Below are 21,424 nucleotides of genomic sequence, written 5' to 3'. Positions count from 1 at the left end.
TTCGAGTCCCGTCCGTTCCGCCACTTATTAGAAAATTAAGCCTGCTACCTTAGCAGGCTTAATGATAAGAAATATAGGGGCGTAGCTCAGTTGGTAGAGCACCGGTCTCCAAAACCGGGTGTCGCGAGTTCGAGTCTCTCCGCCCCTGCCAGAAACAATCCTTAGCATTTTTGCTAAGGATTTTTTTTTATCTGAAAATGACGCCACCTTCATACTGTTTATTTCCTGTTTCCGGCATCCTTGCCAGCGTCCATTTTAATCATCCAGAATATTCGTTTTCAGCAGATCGCAGATAAGCGTATGTTTATCGCTATTTTGTAGCCAGACCGCATACAACGGACGTGAAAGTGTCGTGCTGTCAGAAACTATATGGAGATCGCTTTTTGTTTTCGCCCAACACACGGGAAGCCAACTAAAACCCTTCAGTACAGGAAGTTGCTGTCTTGCTAGCTCAGCAGAACTGGTGGTTAGCACTGGTACTTCGTCGCCGGCAACTAATCCCGCTTCGTGTTGTTGAAAATCAGGTCCCCACTCCAGACGCAGATAATTCAGTTCATCTTTTGTTTGTTATGGAGCGCTGCAATAGAGCGCCAGCGTGAAATACCCCAGTAGTTGACTGCTAAATTCGTCCATTTTTGGGGATTCAGTAGTAATCAGCAGATCAAGCTGTCGTTCATGGAGTTGCTTTACTAGCGACTGGCGCTGCGCGATCCTGGCTTCAAACTGCAGGCTGGTTTGCGGCACCTGCGACTGATATAAACGACCCAGCCAGCCATTGAGCATGCATTCCCAAAGGGAAGCGCTGGCACCGATAGAGAACTCATTATGGCGTGAGGTATTTGCGACCTCCTTACGTGCTGCTTGCCACGTATTCATCAGCGTTTCAGCATATGGCAATAATTTTTCACCCGCAGCGGTTAAACGGATATTGTTTCTGTGTCGGGTGAAGAGGTTCACACCCAGTTGATTTTCCAGTTGTCTGATGCGAAAACTGACCGCCGATTGGGTCAAATAGAGCGCTTCAGCTGCCCGGCCAAAGTGGCGCGTTCGGCTAACTTCCAGGAAAGTCTTTAACAATTCCGTATCCACAACTCACTCCATAAAATTATTTGTCGTTATGATTTAAATCTTTTGTTTGACGCTCTGTCAAGCGTAACTAATACTCCGCGCCATAAATAGCTCGGCCAAAGAATTAGGAGCGTGCAGGATGGCGGAAAGCTTTACGACGACTAATCGATATTTCGACAATAAATATTACCCCCGCGGATTCTCCCGTCATGGTGATTTCACCATTAAAGAGGCACAGCTGCTTGAGCGTCACGGTTATGCCTTTAATGAGCTGGATCTGGGCAAGCGTGAGCCGGTAACTGAAGAAGAGAAGTTGTTTGTGGCGGTATGCCGTGGTGAACGTGAGCCGGTTACCGAAGCGGAACGTGTGTGGTCTAAATACATGACGCGTATTAAGCGTCCAAAACGTTTCCACACGCTGTCTGGCGGCAAACCTCAGGTAGAAGGTGCGGAAGATTACACCGAGTCAGAGGATTAATAAAAAAAGGGCGAAAGCCCTTTTTTTATGCCAGTAGTTTCTGTAAATGGATTAACAACCTGTCTATTGCCCGATAGCCAACGGCTTCCTGTAAATGTTGACGGGTGATCTGGTCACATTGCTCAATATCCGCAATTGTGCGAGCGACCTTTATCAAGCGCAGCCATGCGCGGATGGACAATCCAAGATGTGCTAACGTTCCCTCCAGCCAGCGTGCGTCATCCCTGTGTAAGACGCAGAATTGATGTATATCCTGGCTGCCCAGATGCGCATTTAACTTATTTTGCCGCTGATACTGGCGCTCACGCGCGGCCATAACCCGTTTCTTCACCGTCTCACTGTTTTCTCCCTTTGCTGCTCGCTGACTGAGTATACCGGGCGGTGGAAGGGGTATTTCGAGGGACAAATCGAAGCGGTCGAGAAAAGGGCCAGATAAGCGATTGAGGTAACGTAGCGTTTGCTCTGGGGTACAACGGTTGTGGTTTCCCTGATAGTGCCCTGTTGGGCTTGGATTCATTGCTGCTATCAATTGAAAGCGTGCCGGGTAGGTTATTTTTGCCCGGGTGCGTGATAAATGAATCTGTCCGGATTCAATAGGCTCACGCAGGGCATCCAGCGTACGGCGTTCAAACTCGGGCAATTCATCCAGAAATAATATGCCGTTATGTGCCAGAGAAATCTCACCCGGTGCCGGTATCGATCCTCCTCCTACCATTGCGGTTAAGGACGCGCTGTGATGGGGTGAGCGAAAGGGGCGTTGCTTCCACTGTTTTTGTATGGTGTCGGAATTGACCAGGCTGAGAATTGCCGCGCTTTCCAGAGCCTCATCATTACTTAACGGTGGTAACAATCCGCGAAGGCGACTGGCAAGCATCGTTTTTCCCGTACCCGGCGGGCCGATGAGCAAGAGATTGTGGCCGCCTGCAGCGGTAATCTCCAGCCCTCGCTTGCCCTGTTCCTGGCCGATGACGTCACTGAGGTCATCAGATGAGCCTGAAGGTGGAATCTCTACGCAAACAGGCCTTTCTAATTCATGCTTACCTTCGAGAAATGCGCACACGGCTTGCAGGTGATCGGCAATCAGGCAGCCCTCGCCGTGTATTAGCCCCACTTCTGCAGCGTTCTCTTTTGCGACAATAATTCGCCTACCTGCGCGAATTGCTTCAGTTGCGCTGGATATTGCTCCGGGAACGCCACGTAGAGCACCTGTAAGCGCTAGTTCACCGACTAACTCATAAGTATCGAGATTATGTGTTGTAAGCTGCTCTGACGCAGCCAGAAGCGCAATGGCGATAGGTAAATCATATCTCCCTCCTTCTTTAGGCAGATCTGCCGGGGCAAGGTTGATGGTTATCTTCTTGGCCGGAAATTCATACCCGCTATTAATAATCGCACTGCGAACTCGATCTCGAGCCTCTTTCACGGTGGTTTCGGGTAGTCCAACCATGGTTAAACCGGGCAAGCCATTACTAATATGGACTTCAATAGTAATGGGTGGTGCATTGACGCCTAATGCGGCGCGCGTGTGGACTATCGACAGTGACATAACCCCTCCTGATGCAGGCATTATGTCTTAATAGATGGCGACGATATCTTGCTTGATTGATACTTTTAGATGCTGATTCATGTATTTTTATGCAAGGGTTAATATTTTACGTAACCTCTGGAACAACGCTCACAAGCGCCGCTCAAAGTGCCGCCTGCAGAGGGAAAACATGATCGTGTTTACTGAATAACGTGAAATATTTTCATTTTCTATTTTTTGTATAAAAAACAACGCGATTTATAGAAACCGTTAACCGTGTCAGAAAAATGAATGCAGAAATATCTTGTGCCATAGTGAAACTCTATGGTAACTCTTTAGGTATTCCTTCGAACAAGATGCAAGAAAATACAAAAATGACAGCCCTTCTACGAGTGATTAGCCTGGTCGTGATTAGCGTGGTGGTGATTATTATCCCACCGTGCGGGGCTGCACTTGGACGAGGAAAGGCTTAAAAAACAAGCCTTAACGAACTAAGACCCCCGCACCGAAAGGTTCGGGGGTTTTTTTTGACCTTAAAAACTTAAACGAGGAGCAGAAAGTGAACACTAGCATAAAATTCTGTTTCTCAAGATTTACGGCGGGGATGTAACTATGAATGGGGCACAGTGGGTGGTACATGCGTTGCGTGCACAAGGGGTGAAAACCGTCTTTGGCTATCCCGGTGGCGCAATTATGCCGGTTTACGATGCGTTGTACGACGGCGGCGTAGAACACCTGTTGTGTCGACACGAGCAGGGGGCGGCGATGGCGGCGATTGGCTATGCCCGCTCAACCGGTAAAACCGGTGTCTGTATCGCGACTTCCGGTCCTGGTGCAACCAACCTGATCACCGGCCTGGCAGATGCGCTGTTAGATTCCGTTCCCGTTGTGGCGATCACTGGTCAAGTCTCTTCCCCGTTTATCGGCACCGATGCGTTCCAGGAAGTGGATGTACTCGGCATGTCGCTGTCATGTACCAAGCATAGTTTCCTGGTGCAGTCGCTGGAAGAGCTGCCGCGTATCATGGCCGAGGCCTTCGACGTGGCGAACTCTGGTCGTCCGGGTCCGGTTCTGGTTGATATCCCGAAAGACATTCAGTTAGCCAGTGGTACGCTGGAGCCCTATTTCACCACCGTCGAAAACGCAGTAGCTTTCCCACATGCTGAGATTGAACAAGCCCGCAAGATGTTGGCTAAGGCACAGAAACCCGTACTGTACGTAGGTGGTGGCGTAGGGATGGCGCAGGCAGTTCCAGCGCTGCGTGAGTTTATTGCTGCAACGCATGTGCCGGTGGTTTGTACGTTGAAAGGCCTTGGCGCTGTGGATGCAGATTACCCGTACTATCTGGGTATGCTGGGCATGCATGGCACCAAAGCGGCAAACTTTGCGGTGCAGGAGTGCGATTTGCTGATCGCCGTCGGTGCGCGTTTTGATGACCGGGTGACTGGCAAGCTGAACACTTTCGCCCCCAATGCCAGCGTGATCCACATGGATATCGATCCGGCCGAGATGAACAAACTGCGCCTGGCACACGTTGCGCTGCAAGGCGATTTAAATACGCTGTTACCTGCATTGCAACAACCGCTGGCCATCAACGAATGGTGCCAGTATGCCGCCGACATGCGTGCAGAACATGCCTGGCGCTATGATCATCCGGGGGAGGCTATTTACGCTCCGCTGTTGTTAAAACAGCTGTCCGAAAGGAAACATAAAGATAGCGTGGTGACGACGGATGTTGGTCAGCATCAGATGTGGTCAGCACAACACATGACCTACACTCGCCCGGAGAACTTCATCACCTCCAGCGGCCTGGGGACGATGGGTTTTGGCTTACCTGCAGCAGTGGGGGCGCAGGTGGCCCGTCCGAATGATACGGTCATCTGTATCTCCGGTGACGGCTCCTTCATGATGAATGTGCAGGAGCTGGGCACCGTAAAACGCAAGCAGTTGCCACTGAAAATCGTCTTACTCGACAACCAGCGGTTAGGCATGGTGCGACAATGGCAGCAGCTGTTTTTCCAGGAACGCTATAGCGAAACTACCCTGACCGATAATCCCGATTTCCTTATGTTGGCCGGCGCCTTCGGCATCCCTGGCCAACACATCACCCGTAAAGACCAGGTTGAAGCGGCTCTCGACACCATGCTGAACAGTAATGGGCCATACCTGCTTCATGTCTCAATCGACGAACTTGAGAATGTCTGGCCTCTGGTACCTCCTGGTGCCAGTAACTCAGAAATGCTGGAGAAATCATCATGATGCAACATCAGGTCGCCGTTGAGGCTCGTTTCAATCCGGAAACGTTAGAACGTGTTTTGCGCGTGGTACGCCATCGTGGTTTTCAGGTGTGCTCCATGAATATGAATGCTGCCAGCGATGCGCAGAATATAAATATTGAATTGACCGTTGCCAGCCCACGGTCGGTCGACTTACTGTTTAGTCAGTTAAGTAAACTGGTCGATGTTGCACATGTTGCTATCTGCCAGAGCACAACCACATCACAACAAATTCGCGCCTGAGCGCAAAAGGAAGAGAAATGACGACGAAAAAAGCTGATTTCATTTGGTCTAATGGCGAGATGATTCGTTGGGAAGACGCGAAGGTTCACGTGATGTCCCATGCGCTGCACTACGGTACATCAGTATTTGAAGGTATCCGTTGCTATGATTCTCACAAAGGGCCGGTGGTGTTCCGTCATCGCGAGCACATGCAGCGTCTGCGTGATTCAGCCAAAATTTATCGTTTTCCGGTTTCTCAGAGCGTTGATGAGTTGATGGAAGCTTGCCGTGCGGTGATCCGTAAAAATAACCTGACCAGTGCGTACATCCGCCCGCTGGTGTTTGTTGGCGATGTCGGCATGGGCGTTAACCCACCGGCGGGATACACCACGGATGTGATCATTGCTGCGTTCCCGTGGGGGGCTTACCTGGGTGCTGATGCCCTGGATCAGGGGATCGACGCGATGGTTTCTTCCTGGAACCGTGTCGCACCCAACACCATTCCTACCGCCGCCAAGGCGGGTGGTAACTACCTGTCTTCACTGCTGGTGGGTAGCGAAGCGCGTCGTCATGGTTATCAGGAAGGTATTGCGCTGGATGTGAACGGCTACATCTCCGAAGGCGCGGGTGAAAACCTGTTTGAAGTTAAAGACGGCATTCTGTTTACTCCACCGTTTACCTCTTCCGCGCTACCGGGCATCACACGTGATGCGATTATCAAACTGGCGAAAGACCTCGATATCGAAGTGCGTGAACAGGTGCTGTCTCGTGAGTCGTTGTATCTGGCCGATGAAGTGTTCATGTCCGGTACGGCGGCAGAAATTACCCCGGTGCGCAGCGTTGACGGTATCCAGGTGGGTGAAGGCCGTTGTGGCCCGGTCACCAAGCGCATCCAGCAGACCTTCTTTGGCCTCTTCACCGGTGAAACGGAAGATAAATACGGCTGGTTGGATCAGGTTAATCACTAAGTATAAATTTGGGACGGCACGCACCGTCCCATTTAAATAGTCAGACGGGAGTAAATAAAGCATGCCTAAGTATCGTTCCGCCACAACAACACATGGCCGCAATATGGCGGGAGCCCGCGCGCTGTGGCGCGCCACCGGGATGACTGACGATGACTTCGGTAAGCCGATTATCGCCGTCGTAAACTCGTTTACCCAGTTCGTGCCGGGCCACGTGCATCTGCGCGATCTCGGTAAGCTGGTTGCCGAACAGATCGAAGCCTCCGGCGGCGTAGCCAAAGAGTTTAATACTATCGCCGTGGATGACGGTATCGCCATGGGCCACGGGGGCATGCTGTATTCCCTGCCGTCACGTGAGCTGATCGCCGATTCGGTGGAGTACATGGTGAACGCCCACTGCGCCGATGCGATGGTCTGTATCTCTAACTGCGACAAAATCACCCCGGGGATGTTAATGGCTTCCCTGCGCCTGAACATCCCGGTGATCTTTGTGTCCGGCGGCCCGATGGAAGCCGGTAAAACCAAACTCTCAGATCAGATAATCAAACTCGATCTGGTGGATGCGATGATTCAGGGTGCGGACCCGAAAGTCTCTGATTCGCAAAGCGATCAGATTGAGCGCTCCGCCTGTCCGACCTGTGGTTCCTGTTCGGGGATGTTCACCGCTAACTCGATGAACTGCCTGACTGAAGCGCTGGGCCTGTCGCAGCCGGGTAACGGTTCGCTGCTGGCCACCCACGCCGATCGTAAACAGCTGTTCCTCAATGCGGGTTCACGTATCGTTGAGCTGACCAAACGCTATTACGAACAGAATGATGATTCTGCGCTGCCGCGCAATATTGCCAACAAGGCGGCGTTTGAAAATGCCATGACCCTGGATATCGCCATGGGGGGGTCCACGAACACCGTTCTGCACCTGCTGGCGGCTGCACAGGAAGCCGAAATCGACTTCACCATGAGTGATATCGACAAGCTGTCCCGCAAAGTGCCGCAGCTGTGTAAAGTCGCGCCGAGCACCCAGAAATACCATATGGAAGATGTTCACCGCGCGGGCGGTGTGCTGGGGATTTTAGGCGAGTTGGATCGTGCCGAGTTATTGAATCGTGATGTGAAAAACGTGCTGGGGTTGACCCTGCCACAAACCCTGGATCGCTATGATGTCATGCTGACCCAGGATGAGGCGGTGAAAAACATGTTCCGCGCCGGCCCGGCTGGCGTTCGTACCACCCAGGCGTTCTCGCAGGATTGTCGCTGGGACACGCTGGATGACGATCGCGCTGAAGGCTGTATTCGCTCGCTGGAACACGCTTACAGCAAAGACGGCGGTCTGGCGGTACTGTACGGTAACTTTGCGGAAAACGGCTGTATCGTGAAAACCGCAGGCGTGGATGACAGCATCCTGAAATTCACCGGCCCGGCGAAAGTCTACGAAAGTCAGGATGATGCCGTTGAAGCTATCCTCGGTGGCAAAGTGGTTGCTGGTGATGTGGTGGTGATTCGCTACGAAGGACCGAAAGGCGGACCAGGGATGCAGGAAATGCTCTACCCAACTACCTTCCTGAAATCCATGGGGCTGGGTAAAGCCTGTGCCTTGATCACCGACGGTCGTTTCTCCGGCGGGACGTCAGGTCTGTCTATCGGTCACGTTTCTCCGGAAGCGGCGAGCGGCGGTAACATCGCGATTATTGAAGATGGCGACATGATTGCGATTGATATCCCGAATCGTGGCATTGAGCTGTTGTTGAGCGATGCGGAGATCGCGGCCCGTCGTGAAGCGCAGGATGCTCGCGGTGACAAAGCCTGGACGCCAAAAGATCGCCAGCGTCAGGTCTCCTTCGCGCTGCGTGCCTATGCCAGCCTGGCAACCAGCGCTGACAAAGGCGCGGTGCGCGATAAATCGAAGCTGGGGGGCTAATACCATGGCTGATTCACAACCCCTGTCCGGCTCTCCTGAGGGGGCAGAATATCTCAGGGCGGTGCTGCGTGCGCCGGTCTATGAAGCGGTGCAGGTTACGCCGCTGCAAAAAATGGAAAAACTCTCTTCGCGCCTCGATAACGTGGTCCTGGTGAAGCGCGAAGACCGACAGCCGGTACACAGTTTCAAGCTGCGCGGGGCCTACGCGATGATGGCGGGCCTGACTGAAGCGCAAAAAGCGCAGGGCGTGATCACCGCGTCGGCAGGAAACCATGCTCAGGGCGTGGCCTTCTCCTCTGCGCGCCTTGGGGTGAAGGCGCTGATCGTCATGCCAACGGCTACCGCGGATATCAAAGTCGATGCCGTTCGCAGTTTCGGTGGCGAAGTGCTGCTGCACGGTGCCAATTTTGATGAAGCGAAAGCCAAAGCGATTGAACTGGCACAGCAACAAGGTTTCACCTGGGTTCCGCCATTCGATCACCCGATGGTGATTGCCGGGCAGGGCACACTGGCGCTTGAGCTGCTGCAGCAGGATGCGCATCTCGATCGGATATTTGTTCCGGTTGGCGGCGGCGGTCTGGCGGCGGGTGTGGCGGTGCTGATTAAACAGCTGATGCCACAAATCAAAGTTATTGCCGTGGAAGCCGAAGACTCAGCCTGCCTGAAGGCGGCACTGGATGCGGGCCACCCGGTCGATCTGCCGCGCGTAGGCCTGTTTGCTGAAGGCGTGGCGGTGAAACGCATCGGTGATGAAACCTTCCGCCTGTGTCAGGAATACCTCGACGACATTATCACCGTTGATAGCGATGCAATCTGCGCGGCGATGAAAGACTTGTTCGAAGACGTGCGTGCGGTGGCGGAGCCGTCTGGTGCACTGGCGCTGGCGGGGATGAAAAAATACATCGCCCAGCACAATATTCGTGGTGAACGTCTGGCGCACGTGCTGTCCGGTGCCAACGTCAATTTCCACGGCCTGCGCTATGTGTCTGAACGCTGCGAGCTGGGTGAACAACGTGAAGCGCTGCTGGCGGTGACAATCCCGGAAGAAAAGGGGAGTTTCCTGAAATTCTGCCAGCTGTTGGGTGGACGTTCGGTGACCGAATTTAACTACCGGTTTGCCGATGCGAAAGATGCCTGCATTTTTGTCGGCGTACGCCTGAGCCGCGGTCTGGAAGAGCGCAAAGAAATCCTCCAGTTGCTTAGCGACGGCGGTTACAGCGTGGTGGATCTGTCCGATGATGAAATGGCCAAGCTACACGTGCGCTATATGGTCGGTGGACGCCCCTCGAAACCGCTACAGGAACGTCTTTACAGCTTTGAGTTCCCCGAGTCGCCAGGGGCGCTGCTGAAATTCCTGCATACCTTAGGGACCCACTGGAATATCTCGTTGTTCCATTATCGCAGTCACGGCACCGACTATGGTCGCGTGCTGGCGGCGTTTGAATTGGGCGATCATGAGCCGGATTTTGAAACGCGGATCAACGAACTGGGCTACGACTGCCATGATGAGAGTCATAACCCGGCGTTCAGGTTCTTTCTGGCAGGGTAGGCCGGATAAGGCGCTTGTGCCGCCATCCGGCATTAGTGGCCAGGCAGCAAGCTCCAGAATGCCTCAATCAGCGGCTCATGCAGCCGCTTTTTTTGTACGCAAACGCCCAGCTCAAACGGCGTTTTCTCGTCGCTACGTTCTAAAATCATCACGCGGTTACGCACCGGCTCCGGACTGTTTTCCAGCACCACTTCCGGCAGCAGAGCCACGCCGCAGCCCAGCGCCACCATCGAGACCATCGCCTCGTGACCGCCGACCGTGGCATAGATTGATGGATTACTGATTTTATGACGGCGGAACCACAGCTCAATGCGGCGGCGTACCGGGCCCTGGTCGGCCATGATAAACGGCACAGTGGACCAGTCGGGATCATCGATGGACACCTGATTGCGTACCGGACACGGCAATGCCGGAGCAATTAACACCACCGCCAGATTTTCCAGCATAGAGAATGCCACCGCACCAGGCAGGGTTTCCGGTTTCCCGGCTATTGCCAGATCCGCTTCTCCGGTGACCACTTTTTCCATCGCATCGGCGGCATCGCCGGTAGACAGTTTAATTTCGACCGACGGGTGTTCTGCGCGAAAGCGATCAAGGATTGGCGGCAGATGGCTGTAGGCGGCGGTGACCGAACAGAAGATATGCAGCTCGCCCGACAGCGAGGGTCCCTGCTGATCGAGGGTGTGGCGCAGTTGCTGATACTGCAATAACGTCTGCTGGGCAAAAATGCGCAGCTCTTCGCCCGCTTCGGTCAGCGTGACCGTGCGGTTATCCCGCACGAACAGCGCCTGGCCAAGATCCTCTTCGAGTCGCTGAATCTGCCGGGAAAGCGTGGAGGGGCTGACGTGCATCGCCCGCGCGCTGCGGCCAAAGTGGCGGCTTTCCGCCAGGTGCAGGAAGGTTTTTAGATCGCGTAAATCCACGGCTCGCACTCCACGATTTTACATTGCATAAATTGCAACGTGACGTTGTGAATATATCAATTTCCGCAATAAATTTCCTGTCATATAGTGGGTTCATTCTCGCAAAAGCGAACCGAACAATAAGACACACAACATCATGGAGTACACCATCATGGCTAACTACTTTAATACACTGAACCTGCGCCAGCAGCTGGCACAGCTGGGTAAATGTCGCTTTATGAGCCGCGATGAATTCGCCGATGGCGCGAGCTACCTTCAGGGTAAAAAAGTGGTCATCATCGGCTGTGGTGCTCAGGGTCTGAACCAAGGCCTGAACATGCGTGACTCCGGTCTGGATATCGCCTACGCACTGCGTAAAGAGGCGATTGCTGAGAAGCGCGCTTCATGGCGTAAAGCGACCGAAAACGGCTTTAAAGTCGGTACCTACGAAGAGCTGGTTCCGCAGGCTGACCTGGTGGTTAACCTGACGCCAGACAAACAGCACTCCGACGTGGTGCGTTCCGTACAGCCGCTGATGAAAGACGGCGCGGCGCTGGGCTATTCCCACGGTTTCAACATCGTGGAAGTGGGCGAACAGATCCGTAAAGACATTACCGTCGTGATGGTTGCGCCGAAGTGCCCGGGTACCGAAGTGCGTGAAGAGTACAAACGAGGTTTCGGTGTACCGACGCTTATCGCGGTTCACCCGGAAAACGATCCGAAAGGCGAAGGCATGGCAATTGCTAAAGCCTGGGCAGCCGCAACCGGCGGTCACCGTGCGGGTGTGCTGGAATCCTCTTTCGTCGCGGAAGTGAAATCTGACCTGATGGGCGAGCAGACTATCCTGTGCGGTATGCTGCAGGCCGGTTCTCTGCTGTGCTTCGACAAGCTGGTGGAAGAAGGAACTGATCCGGCATACGCGGAAAAACTGATTCAGTTCGGCTGGGAAACCATCACCGAAGCGCTGAAGCAGGGCGGCATCACCCTGATGATGGACCGTCTGTCTAACCCAGCAAAGCTGCGTGCTTACGCGCTGTCCGAACAGCTGAAAGAAATCATGGCGCCGCTGTTCCAGAAACATATGGACGACATCATCTCCGGCGAATTCTCTTCCGGCATGATGGCTGACTGGGCTAACGACGATAAGAAACTGCTGACCTGGCGTGAAGAGACCGGTAAAACCGCGTTCGAAACCGCCGCTCAGTTTGACGGTAAAATCGGCGAGCAGGAGTACTTCGATAAAGGCGTTCTGATGATCGCGATGGTGAAAGCGGGCGTTGAGCTGGCATTCGAAACCATGGTGGATTCCGGCATCATCGAAGAGTCGGCTTACTACGAATCACTGCATGAGCTGCCGCTGATTGCCAACACTATCGCCCGTAAGCGTCTGTATGAAATGAACGTGGTGATCTCCGATACCGCTGAGTACGGTAACTACCTGTTCTCTTACGCTTGCGTACCGCTGCTGAAAGAGTTCATGACCACGCTGCAAACTGGTGACCTGGGCAAAGCCATTGCTGAAGGTGCGGTAGATAATGCTCAGCTGCGTGACGTCAATGACGCTATTCGTAGCCATGCGATTGAAGAAGTTGGTCAGAAACTGCGCGGCTACATGACTGACATGAAGCGTATCGCCGTCGCAGGCTAATTCCCCGTCGTCTTTCAACTTGCTGATGCGTTGGCTACGTTCGTACACTCCAGTCACATAGTTATCTATGTGACTGGAGATGAACTTCCTTGCCGCCTTCCGCTAAGACGAAATGCATAGAAGAATGTCATATTTATAGAATTTAGTAGGCCTGATAAGCGAAGCGCTATCAGGCAAAAAAGCCCGGAGGTTTATACTCCGGGCTTTCTATTAGTTACGGTACAGCACTTTAATGATGTGGTAACCGAACTGGGTGTGCAGCGGGCCTGTTGGCTCCAGCACCGGGCAGGAGAAGACCACTTTATCAAACGCCGGAACCATCTGGCCCTGACGGAATTCACCCAGATGGCCGCCTTTCTTACCTGACGGGCAGGTGGAGTGTTTCTTCGCCAGCTTCTCGAAGTCGGCACCATTTTTAATTTGCTCCAGAAGATCCAGTGCCAGTTTCTCTTCTTTAACAAGGATATGCAGTGCTGCTGCTGTTTTTGCCATGATCGTGCCTTGAGTGGGGTGGTTGAGGCTGGCTATACTACCATGCTCTAAATCTCCCCTCCCGACTTTCATTGAGTGATCTTTATGCGTTTAAACCCCGGACAACAACAAGCCGTCGAATTCGTCACCGGACCCTGCCTGGTGCTGGCGGGTGCTGGCTCCGGCAAAACCCGCGTGATCACCAACAAAATTGCGCACCTAATCCGCGTTTGCGGCTATCAGGCACGGCATATTGCGGCGGTGACCTTTACCAACAAGGCCGCGCGTGAGATGAAAGAGCGTGTGGCGCAGACGCTGGGCCGTAAAGAGGCGCGCGGGCTGATGATCTCCACCTTCCACACCCTGGGGCTGGACATTATCAAGCGTGAATACGCAGCGCTGGGCATGAAGTCGAACTTTTCATTGTTCGATGACACCGACCAGGTGGCGTTGCTGAAGGAATTGACCGAAGGGCTCATCGAAGACGATAAGTTGATCCTCCAGCAGCTGATCTCGACGATCTCCAACTGGAAAAATGATCTGATGACGCCCTCACAGGCGGCAGCCAGCGCCAAAGGCGAGCGCGATCGTATTTTTGCCCACTGCTACGGTTTGTACGACGCGCACATGAAAGCGTGTAACGTCCTCGATTTTGACGATCTGATTTTGCTGCCTACGCTGCTGCTTCAGCGCAATGAAGAGGTCCGTGAACGCTGGCAGAACAAGATTCGTTATCTGCTGGTGGATGAATATCAGGATACCAACACCAGCCAGTACGAGCTGGTAAAACTGCTGGTGGGTAGCCGTGCGCGCTTTACCGTGGTGGGCGATGACGACCAGTCTATCTATTCCTGGCGCGGTGCACGTCCGCAAAACCTGGTGCTGCTGAGCAAAGATTTCCCGGCGTTGCAGGTGGTTAAGCTGGAACAGAACTACCGTTCTTCCGGACGTATCCTGAAAGCGGCAAACATCCTCATTGCCAACAACCCACATGTTTTTGAAAAACGACTTTTTTCCGAGCTGGGTTACGGTGTCGAACTTAAGGTATTAAGCGCCAATAACGAAGAACATGAAGCAGAGCGCGTGACCGGCGAACTGATTGCCCACCACTTTGTTAACAAGACGCAGTATAAAGATTACGCGATTCTGTACCGCGGTAATCATCAGTCGCGGGTGTTCGAAAAATTCCTGATGCAGAACCGCATCCCGTACAAAATTTCTGGCGGCACGTCGTTTTTCTCCCGTCCGGAGATTAAAGATCTGCTGGCCTATCTGCGGGTACTGAGTAACCCGGATGATGACAGCGCATTTCTGCGTATTGTGAATACGCCAAAACGTGAAATTGGTCCAGCGACGCTGCAAAAACTGGGCGAGTGGGCGATGACGCGTAATAAAAGCCTGTTTACCGCCAGCTTTGATATGGGGCTTAGCCAGACGCTAACCGGGCGCGGCTATGAGTCGCTGACCCGCTTTACACAGTGGTTGGGTGAAATTCAGCGCCTGGCCGAGCGTGACCCGATTGCGGCTGTGCGCGATCTGATCCACGGCATTGACTACGAATCGTGGCTCTATGAAACCTCACCCAGCCCGAAAGCTGCCGAAATGCGTATGAAAAACGTCAATACACTCTTCAGTTGGATGACGGAAATGCTGGAAGGTAGTGATATTGATGAACCGATGACGCTGACCCAGGTTGTTACCCGCTTTACCCTGCGCGACATGATGGAACGTGGCGAGAGTGAAGAAGAGTTGGATCAGGTACAACTCATGACGTTACATGCCTCCAAAGGGCTGGAGTTCCCGTACGTGTTTATGGTGGGCATGGAAGAAGGCTTTTTGCCACATCAGAGCAGCATTGATGAAGATAACATCGATGAAGAACGTCGTCTGGCCTATGTTGGCATCACTCGCGCGCAGAAAGAACTGATTTTTACACTGTGTAAAGAGCGTCGTCAGTACGGTGAACTGGTGCGTCCGGAGCCGAGTCGTTTTCTGCTGGAATTACCGCAGGACGATATTATCTGGGAGAAGGAGCGAAAAGTGGTCAGCGCTGAGGAGCGGATGCAGAAAGGGCAAGCCAGCATCGCGAATATTCGGGCAATGATGGCGAAAGCAAAAGAGAAGTAGGTTTTTGTAGGCCGGATAAGCGTAGGCTATCCGGCAATACTTGAGGGTTAGTGCACTTCTAAAGGCCAATGGACATAGCTTTGCCACTGGCTTTCCTGATCGATAAGCTCTTTACCCAGCGGATGATGCACCAGCCAGCCTTCAGGCAGCGTTATCGTAAGATGTTCATTCTTTGCTTCGAGATGAATTTCCGGTACTAAATCGTCCCGGCGACGGCTGGCAAAAATGATCGCCAGACGGAGCAAACGGCAAAGATGTTCCGCAATACGCGGCGGCACCGCGTTTTGCTGGTGGAGCGAAGAGAGATCGACCGGGTTGGTTTGGTTGAGTAACAGCGTGGCTAACAGTTTTTTCTGTGCGGGGGTAAATCCCGGAAGATCGAGATTGCGCACCAGATAGGCCGCATGCTGCGGCGCTTGCTTAAAATCGACGCTAAGTCCAATTTCATGCAACTGACAGGCACTAATCAGTAGTTCGCGGCTGATAGCTTCCAAATGCCACTTTTTCTCTACTTGATCGAGGAATTTGCTTGCCAGATTAGCGACACGATGCGCCTGATCGGTATCGACCATAAATCGACGCTGAATATTTCTCAACGTGCGACTGCGAATGTCCTGGTCCACGGCCAGATGCAGCATGCCATAGACCAGACCTTCACGTAATGCGCCGCCAGCAAGGGTCATACACTGGATATTGAGTTCAGTGAAAATGGCGATCAGGATTGCCAGTCCGCTGGGGAACACCAGCGCACGTTCCAGCGTTAACCCTTCGATTTCCAGCTCTTCAAGACGTCCGCAATGAATGGCGCGCTGCTTTAATTGCTGAAGTTTTGCCAGCGTAATGCGCTCGTCCATGCCCTGCGCCATCATGATTTCCTGCAGTGCCTGTACGGTGCCAGAAGCCCCGACACACACTTTCCAGCCGTGAAAACGTAGATTGTCAGCGACAGGACGCAAGACTTCACGCGCCGCCTTCTCTGCCTCGTCAAAGTTTTCCTGCGCCAGATTTCGATCGGTAAAGTACCGTTCGAGCCACGTGACGCAGCCCATCGACAGGCTAAACAAGGAGGTGGTTTGTGCACCTGAGCCGGTGACCAGTTCGGTACTGGCTCCGCCGATATCGACGACCAGACGCTGATCGGCACCGCCGGTGGTGTGGGCAACCCCCTGATAAATAAGCCGGGCTTCTTCTTCACCGCTAATAACCTGAACGGTACAGCCGAGGATCTCTTGCGCTTTGGCAATAAAAATGTCGGCATTGGTGGCGATACGCAGTGTTGCCGTGGCAACCACGCGAATTTGTGGCTGAGGAATATCCTGCAGGCGCTCTGCAAACAGCCGTAGACACTGCCAACCGCGCTCCATGGCTTCAGCAGAGAGCGCATTATCACTATTCAGGCCAGCGGCCAGACGCACTTTGCGTTTAATCCGCGTGAGCGTCTGGATGCTTCCCGCTACCTCGCGTACAACCAGCATATGAAAACTATTGGAGCCGAGATCGATTGCTGCATACAACGAGGTAGAATTCATACACTTCATCCTTCAACCTGTATCTGTGTTGGCTGCGTTTTCTCACCGCCTTGATACAGGCTGAATGATTTTGTGTATGGCATAACGTTTCTTAACCTGAACGACGACGATTACGCGGAGCACCACCGGTGCGGCGTGGGCCATTGCCAGGGCGCGTTCGCGTCAGGCGAAGCGGCTTCGGCAAATCGGTCATCAGTGCATCCGGGTTATACTTGCTGACCGGAATCGAATGGCCGATATAGGTCTCGATGGCAGGTAAATTCAACGCGTACTCTTCACAGGCCAGGCTGATGGAGTGTCCGCTTGCGCCTGCACGGCCGGTACGGCCAATACGGTGTACGTAGTCTTCGCAGTCGTCCGGCAGGTCATAGTTAAATACATGCGTAACAGCCGGAATATGCAGACCACGCGCGGCAACGTCGGTTGCAACCAGAATGTCGAGATCGCCACGGGTGAACTCTTCCAGAATGCGCAGACGTTTTTTCTGTGCCACGTCACCGGTCAGCAGACCGACGCGATGGCCGTCAGCGGCAAGGCTGCCCCAAATATCTTCGCAACGGTGCTTGGTGTTTGCAAAAACAATGGCGCGATCTGGCCACTCTTCTTCGATCAGCGTTTGCAGTAAACGCATTTTCTCTTCGTTTGAAGGATAGAAGAGCTCTTCTTTGATACGGTGGCCCGTCTTCTGTTCCGGTTCGACTTCTACGTACTCGGCGTTGTTCATTTGTTCGAATGCCAGTTCGCGAACGCGGTATGAGAGGGTCGCGGAAAACAGCATATTCAGACGCTGGTTGGTTGGCGGCATCCGACGGAACAGCCAGCGGATATCTTTAATAAAGCCCAGATCGTACATGCGATCGGCTTCATCCAGTACCACGACCTGAATGGCACCCAGGTTGATGTGGTTCTGTTTTGCGTAGTCAATGAGACGGCCCGTGGTGCCGATAAGGATATCGACGCCGCTTTCCAGCACTTTCAGCTGTTTGTCGTAACCGTCGCCGCCATAAGCCAGGCCTAATTTCAGACCGGTAGTTTGCGCCAGCGGTTCCGCATCGGCATGGATCTGCACGGCTAACTCACGCGTTGGCGCCATAATTAGCGCACGCGGTTGGTTCACCTTGCGATCGGCAATCGCGGGATGAGAGAGAAGATAATGAAACGTTGACGTCAGAAACGCCATCGTTTTCCCGGTTCCGGTTTGCGCCTGTCCTGCGACATCACGACCTGCCAGCGTTAGCGGGAGGGCCAGTGCCTGAATGGGCGTGCAATTATGAAACCCTTTATTTTCAAGGGCTTCTATCACCTGTGGGTGCAGTGCGAAGTCGGAAAACTTCTGTTCTGTTAAATGTGTTTTGCTCATAGTGTGGTAGAATATCAGCTTACTATTGCTTTACGAAAGCGTATACGGTGAAATAAAGTCAACCTTTAGTTGGTTAATGCTACACCAACACACCAGGCTTTTTCCTGTGGAGTTATTATGAGCGATAAAATTATTCACCTGACAGACGACAGTTTTGACACGGATGTACTCAAAGCGGACGGAGCTATCCTCGTTGATTTCTGGGCAGAGTGGTGCGGTCCGTGCAAAATGATCGCTCCAATTCTGGATGAAATCGCTGACGAGTATCAGGGTAAATTGACGGTTGCGAAACTGAACATTGACCAAAACCCAGGCACCGCACCGAAATATGGTATACGTGGTATCCCGACCCTGCTGCTGTTTAAAAACGGCGAAGTTGCGGCGACAAAAGTCGGCGCACTGTCCAAAGGTCAGCTAAAAGAGTTCCTCGACGCTAACCTGGCGTAAGATGGAATTATCAAGTTCGGGCGACCTGATTCCAAAATTCTTCGGATGACTGGACGCCCGACTTGAGTCGTGCTAAGTTAGTGTTGACTTCGTATTAAACATACCTTATTAAGTTTGAATCTTGTTTATCCAATGCTTCCCGTTGTTTCTCGCGCGAGAAGTGGACAGATTCCTGGCTTGTCGCTCAATCCGTCTTGTCGTTTCAGTTCTGCGTACTTTCCTGTGACCAGACAGCGAACAGACATGAGTCGATGGCCGTAAACAGGCATGGATGACCCTGCCATACCATTCACAACATTAAGTTCGAGATTTACCCCAAGTTTAAGAACTCACACCATTATGAATCTTACCGAATTAAAGAATACGCCGGTTTCTGAGCTGATCACTCTCGGCGAAAATATGGGCCTGGAAAACCTGGCTCGTATGCGCAAGCAGGACATTATTTTTGCCATCCTGAAGCAGCACGCAAAGAGTGGCGAAGATATCTTTGGTGACGGTGTGCTGGAGATATTGCAGGATGGATTTGGTTTCCTTCGTTCTGGAGACAGTTCCTACCTCGCAGGCCCAGACGACATCTACGTATCCCCTAGCCAAATCCGCCGTTTCAACCTCCGCACTGGTGACACCATTTCCGGTAAGATTCGTCCTCCTAAAGAGGGTGAGCGTTACTTTGCATTGTTGAAAGTTAACGAAGTTAACTACGACAAGCCGGAAAACGCGCGTAATAAGATTCTGTTCGAGAACTTAACCCCGCTGCACGCAAACTCACGTCTGCGTATGGAACGTGGTAACGGTTCTACAGAAGACTTAACGGCTCGTGTCCTGGATCTGGCGTCTCCGATCGGTCGCGGCCAACGTGGTCTGATTGTGGCACCACCGAAAGCCGGTAAAACCATGCTGCTGCAGAACATTGCACAGAGCATCGCGTACAACCACCCAGACTGCGTGTTGATGGTACTGCTGATCGACGAACGTCCGGAAGAAGTGACTGAGATGCAGCGTCTGGTTAAAGGTGAAGTGATTGCTTCCACCTTTGACGAACCCGCATCTCGCCACGTTCAGGTTGCGGAAATGGTTATCGAGAAAGCGAAACGTCTGGTTGAGCACAAGAAAGACGTTATCATCCTGCTTGATTCCATCACCCGTCTGGCGCGTGCCTACAACACTGTGGTACCGGCTTCCGGTAAAGTGTTGACTGGTGGTGTTGATGCCAACGCCCTGCACCGTCCGAAGCGTTTCTTCGGTGCGGCACGTAACGTGGAAGAGGGCGGCAGCCTGACCATCATCGCGACTGCGCTGGTCGATACCGGCTCTAAAATGGATGAAGTTATCTATGAAGAGTTTAAAGGTACCGGCAACATGGAACTGCACCTCTCGCGTAAGATTGCTGAAAAACGCGTCTTCCCGGCTATCGACTACAACCGTTCCGGTACCCGTAAAGAAGAGCTGCTCACCACTCAGGAAGAGCTGCAGAAAATGTGGATCCTGCGCAAAATCATTCATCCGATGGGTGAAATCGACGCGATGGAATTCCTCATTAACAAGCTGGCGATGACCAAGACCAACGACGACTTCTTCGATATGATGAAGCGCTCTTAAGTCGGGCATCCTCTGAAAACGCCACGTTTTACGTGGCGTTTTGCTTTTATGCCTGTAATCTTAACGACACAATAACGATAATACGGTATTACTACCGTTTGGTTGAAAAAGATTCGTAATTTTTGTCTTGTGGTTGATAATTAAACAGAACCGCCTGATGTGACGTTGGGTTTCCCTTCTGAATAAAGGTCTTCATGGTTATACTTCCGCTAATAATTTTCTCTGAGAGCATGCATTGTGAATTTACTGACAGTCGGCACTGATCTCATCAGTATTTTTCTATTCACAACACTGTTTCTTTTTTTTGCGCGCAAGGTGGCAAAAAAGGTCGGTTTAGTGGATAAGCCCAACTTCCGTAAACGTCACCAGGGACTGATTCCGTTAGTTGGGGGCATTTCGGTTTACGCCGGTATTTGCTTTACGTTTATCATCGCCGATTATTACATCCCACACGCTTCTCTCTACCTCGCCTGTGCAGGGGTGCTGGTTTTTGTGGGTGCGCTGGACGACCGTTTTGATATCAGTGTAAAAATTCGCGCCACCATCCAGGCCGCGATTGGTATCATTATGATGGTTGTAGGCAAACTCTATCTTCTTAGTCTAGGGTATATTTTTGGCCCCTGGGAGATGGTACTTGGCCCGTTCGGCTATTTACTGACGCTGTTTGCTGTCTGGGCTGCAATTAATGCCTTCAATATGGTTGATGGTATTGATGGCCTGTTAGGCGGATTGTCCTGCGTTTCCTTTGCCGCGATGGGCCTGATCCTCTGGTTTGACGGACAAACCAGCCTGGCCATCTGGTGCTTCGCGATGATCGCCGCCATCCTGCCGTATATTCTTCTGAATCTGGGTATTCTTGGGCGCCGGTATAAAGTTTTTATGGGCGATGCGGGCAGTACGCTGATTGGCTTCACTATCATTTGGATCCTGTTGGAAACTACGCAGGGTCAAACCCATCCTATTAGCCCGGTTACTGCGCTGTGGATTATCGCCATTCCTCTGATGGATATGGTGGCTATCATGTATCGTCGTTTGCGAAAAGGCATGAGTCCTTTTTCTGCGGATCGCCAGCACATTCATCATTTAGTGATGCGAGCAGGGTTTACTTCCCGACAGGCCTTTGTTCTGATTACGCTGGCCGCGGCAATTTTGGCTTCTATCGGCGTACTGGCTGAATATTTTCGTTTAGTGCCAGAGTGGGTCATGCTGGTACTTTTTTTATTAGCATTCGGCCTCTACGGTTACTGTATCAAGCGTGCCTGGAAAGTCGCGAGATTTATCAAGCGTGTGAAGCGTAGATTGCGAAGAATTCGTAAAAGCAAACCAAACTTAACCAAGTAAAT

The 21,424-nt window shown here is 52.5% G+C and carries 18 protein-coding genes, 1 tRNA gene and 1 pseudogene; 14 read left to right on the top strand and 6 right to left on the bottom strand.

What is annotated here, in order from left to right; genetic code table 11:
• Positions 1-75 precede the first annotated feature (75 nt).
• Positions 76-151, top strand: a tRNA-Trp gene (locus tag FDW88_RS17860).
• Between the two features lie 104 nt (positions 152-255).
• Here FDW88_RS17860 and hdfR read toward each other — a convergent pair.
• Positions 256-1,089, bottom strand: a pseudogene (gene hdfR, locus FDW88_RS17855) (HTH-type transcriptional regulator HdfR).
• Positions 1,090-1,207: 118 nt separating this feature from the next.
• Here hdfR and maoP point away from each other — a divergent pair.
• A complete protein-coding gene (maoP, locus tag FDW88_RS17850) occupies positions 1,208-1,546 on the top strand; it encodes a macrodomain Ori organization protein MaoP (RefSeq protein WP_096758961.1) in 339 nt (112 codons plus the stop codon).
• A 25-nt stretch (positions 1,547-1,571) separates the two neighbouring features.
• On the opposite strand, the gene FDW88_RS17845 is transcribed toward maoP, so the two are convergent.
• Entirely contained in the window at positions 1,572-3,092 is a 1,521-nt protein-coding gene (locus FDW88_RS17845; protein ID WP_137363076.1) for a YifB family Mg chelatase-like AAA ATPase, read from the bottom strand.
• Between the two features lie 353 nt (positions 3,093-3,445).
• Here FDW88_RS17845 and ilvL point away from each other — a divergent pair, with 353 nt between their 5' ends.
• The 6 genes from ilvL to ilvA all read left to right on the top strand — a co-directional run bounded on the left by ilvL (position 3,446) and on the right by ilvA (position 9,998).
• A complete protein-coding gene (ilvL, locus tag FDW88_RS17840; RefSeq protein WP_001311244.1) occupies positions 3,446-3,544 on the top strand; it encodes an ilv operon leader peptide in 99 nt (32 codons plus the stop codon).
• 139 nt (positions 3,545-3,683) lie between these two features.
• Complete coding sequence (gene ilvG / locus FDW88_RS17835; protein ID WP_117343781.1) at positions 3,684-5,330, top strand: acetolactate synthase 2 catalytic subunit; 1,647 nt, start codon at positions 3,684-3,686, stop codon at positions 5,328-5,330.
• Positions 5,327-5,590 (top strand): acetolactate synthase 2 small subunit, encoded by a 264-nt coding sequence (ilvM, locus tag FDW88_RS17830; RefSeq protein ID WP_096758958.1) that lies wholly within the window; start codon positions 5,327-5,329, stop codon positions 5,588-5,590. Before ilvG ends, ilvM begins: the two co-directional genes overlap by 4 nt.
• 17 nt (positions 5,591-5,607) lie before the next feature.
• A complete protein-coding gene (locus tag FDW88_RS17825) occupies positions 5,608-6,537 on the top strand; it encodes a branched-chain amino acid transaminase (protein WP_137363075.1) in 930 nt (309 codons plus the stop codon).
• 61 nt (positions 6,538-6,598) lie between these two features.
• Positions 6,599-8,449, top strand: coding sequence for a dihydroxy-acid dehydratase (ilvD, locus tag FDW88_RS17820; protein ID WP_115259863.1), 1,851 nt, complete (start codon positions 6,599-6,601; stop codon positions 8,447-8,449).
• Positions 8,450-8,453: 4 nt separating this feature from the next.
• Positions 8,454-9,998, top strand: coding sequence for a threonine ammonia-lyase, biosynthetic (ilvA, locus tag FDW88_RS17815; protein ID WP_096758955.1), 1,545 nt, complete (start codon positions 8,454-8,456; stop codon positions 9,996-9,998).
• Between the two features lie 32 nt (positions 9,999-10,030).
• On the opposite strand, the gene ilvY is transcribed toward ilvA, so the two are convergent.
• Positions 10,031-10,921, bottom strand: coding sequence for an HTH-type transcriptional activator IlvY (ilvY, locus tag FDW88_RS17810; protein WP_115259861.1), 891 nt, complete (start codon positions 10,919-10,921; stop codon positions 10,031-10,033).
• A gap of 151 nt (positions 10,922-11,072) precedes the next feature.
• Between ilvY and ilvC the strand changes: the two genes are divergently transcribed.
• Entirely contained in the window at positions 11,073-12,548 is a 1,476-nt protein-coding gene (gene ilvC, locus FDW88_RS17805; protein WP_137363074.1) for a ketol-acid reductoisomerase, read from the top strand.
• Positions 12,549-12,758: 210 nt separating this feature from the next.
• Here ilvC and ppiC read toward each other — a convergent pair whose 3' ends face one another.
• Positions 12,759-13,040, bottom strand: a complete 282-nt coding sequence (ppiC, locus tag FDW88_RS17800) for a peptidylprolyl isomerase PpiC (RefSeq protein ID WP_015960967.1) — start codon at positions 13,038-13,040, stop codon at positions 12,759-12,761.
• An 84-nt stretch (positions 13,041-13,124) separates the two neighbouring features.
• Here ppiC and rep point away from each other — a divergent pair, with 84 nt between their 5' ends.
• The gene (gene rep / locus FDW88_RS17795) at positions 13,125-15,146 is read left to right on the top strand and encodes a DNA helicase Rep (protein ID WP_115259860.1); all 2,022 of its coding nucleotides are present in this window, start codon (positions 13,125-13,127) and stop codon (positions 15,144-15,146) included.
• A 47-nt stretch (positions 15,147-15,193) separates the two neighbouring features.
• Here the strand turns inward: rep and gppA are convergent, their stop codons facing one another.
• The gene (gene gppA / locus FDW88_RS17790; protein WP_137363073.1) at positions 15,194-16,675 is read right to left on the bottom strand and encodes a guanosine-5'-triphosphate,3'-diphosphate diphosphatase; all 1,482 of its coding nucleotides are present in this window, start codon (positions 16,673-16,675) and stop codon (positions 15,194-15,196) included.
• Between the two features lie 91 nt (positions 16,676-16,766).
• Positions 16,767-18,035: an ATP-dependent RNA helicase RhlB gene (gene rhlB / locus FDW88_RS17785; protein WP_096758950.1), complete on the bottom strand. Its 1,269-nt coding sequence runs from the start codon at positions 18,033-18,035 to the stop codon at positions 16,767-16,769.
• 117 nt (positions 18,036-18,152) lie between these two features.
• On the opposite strand from rhlB, the gene trxA reads away from it, so the two are divergent.
• From trxA to wecA, 4 genes are all read left to right on the top strand, one after another.
• A complete protein-coding gene (gene trxA, locus FDW88_RS17780; RefSeq protein ID WP_001280776.1) occupies positions 18,153-18,482 on the top strand; it encodes a thioredoxin TrxA in 330 nt (109 codons plus the stop codon).
• A gap of 132 nt (positions 18,483-18,614) precedes the next feature.
• Positions 18,615-18,743 (top strand): rho operon leader peptide, encoded by a 129-nt coding sequence (locus FDW88_RS17775; protein WP_102191218.1) that lies wholly within the window; start codon positions 18,615-18,617, stop codon positions 18,741-18,743.
• A 78-nt stretch (positions 18,744-18,821) separates the two neighbouring features.
• Positions 18,822-20,081: a transcription termination factor Rho gene (rho, locus tag FDW88_RS17770; protein WP_096758948.1), complete on the top strand. Its 1,260-nt coding sequence runs from the start codon at positions 18,822-18,824 to the stop codon at positions 20,079-20,081.
• Positions 20,082-20,318: 237 nt separating this feature from the next.
• Positions 20,319-21,422, top strand: a complete 1,104-nt coding sequence (gene wecA / locus FDW88_RS17760) for a UDP-N-acetylglucosamine--undecaprenyl-phosphate N-acetylglucosaminephosphotransferase (protein ID WP_137363072.1) — start codon at positions 20,319-20,321, stop codon at positions 21,420-21,422.
• The last annotated feature ends 2 nt before the right edge of the window (positions 21,423-21,424 follow it).

The organism is Citrobacter sp. wls829, from assembly GCF_005280825.1.
GTDB classification, from domain to species: Bacteria; Pseudomonadota; Gammaproteobacteria; order Enterobacterales; family Enterobacteriaceae; genus Citrobacter; species Citrobacter gillenii.
This window is presented reverse-complemented; position numbering and strand designations above follow the sequence as displayed.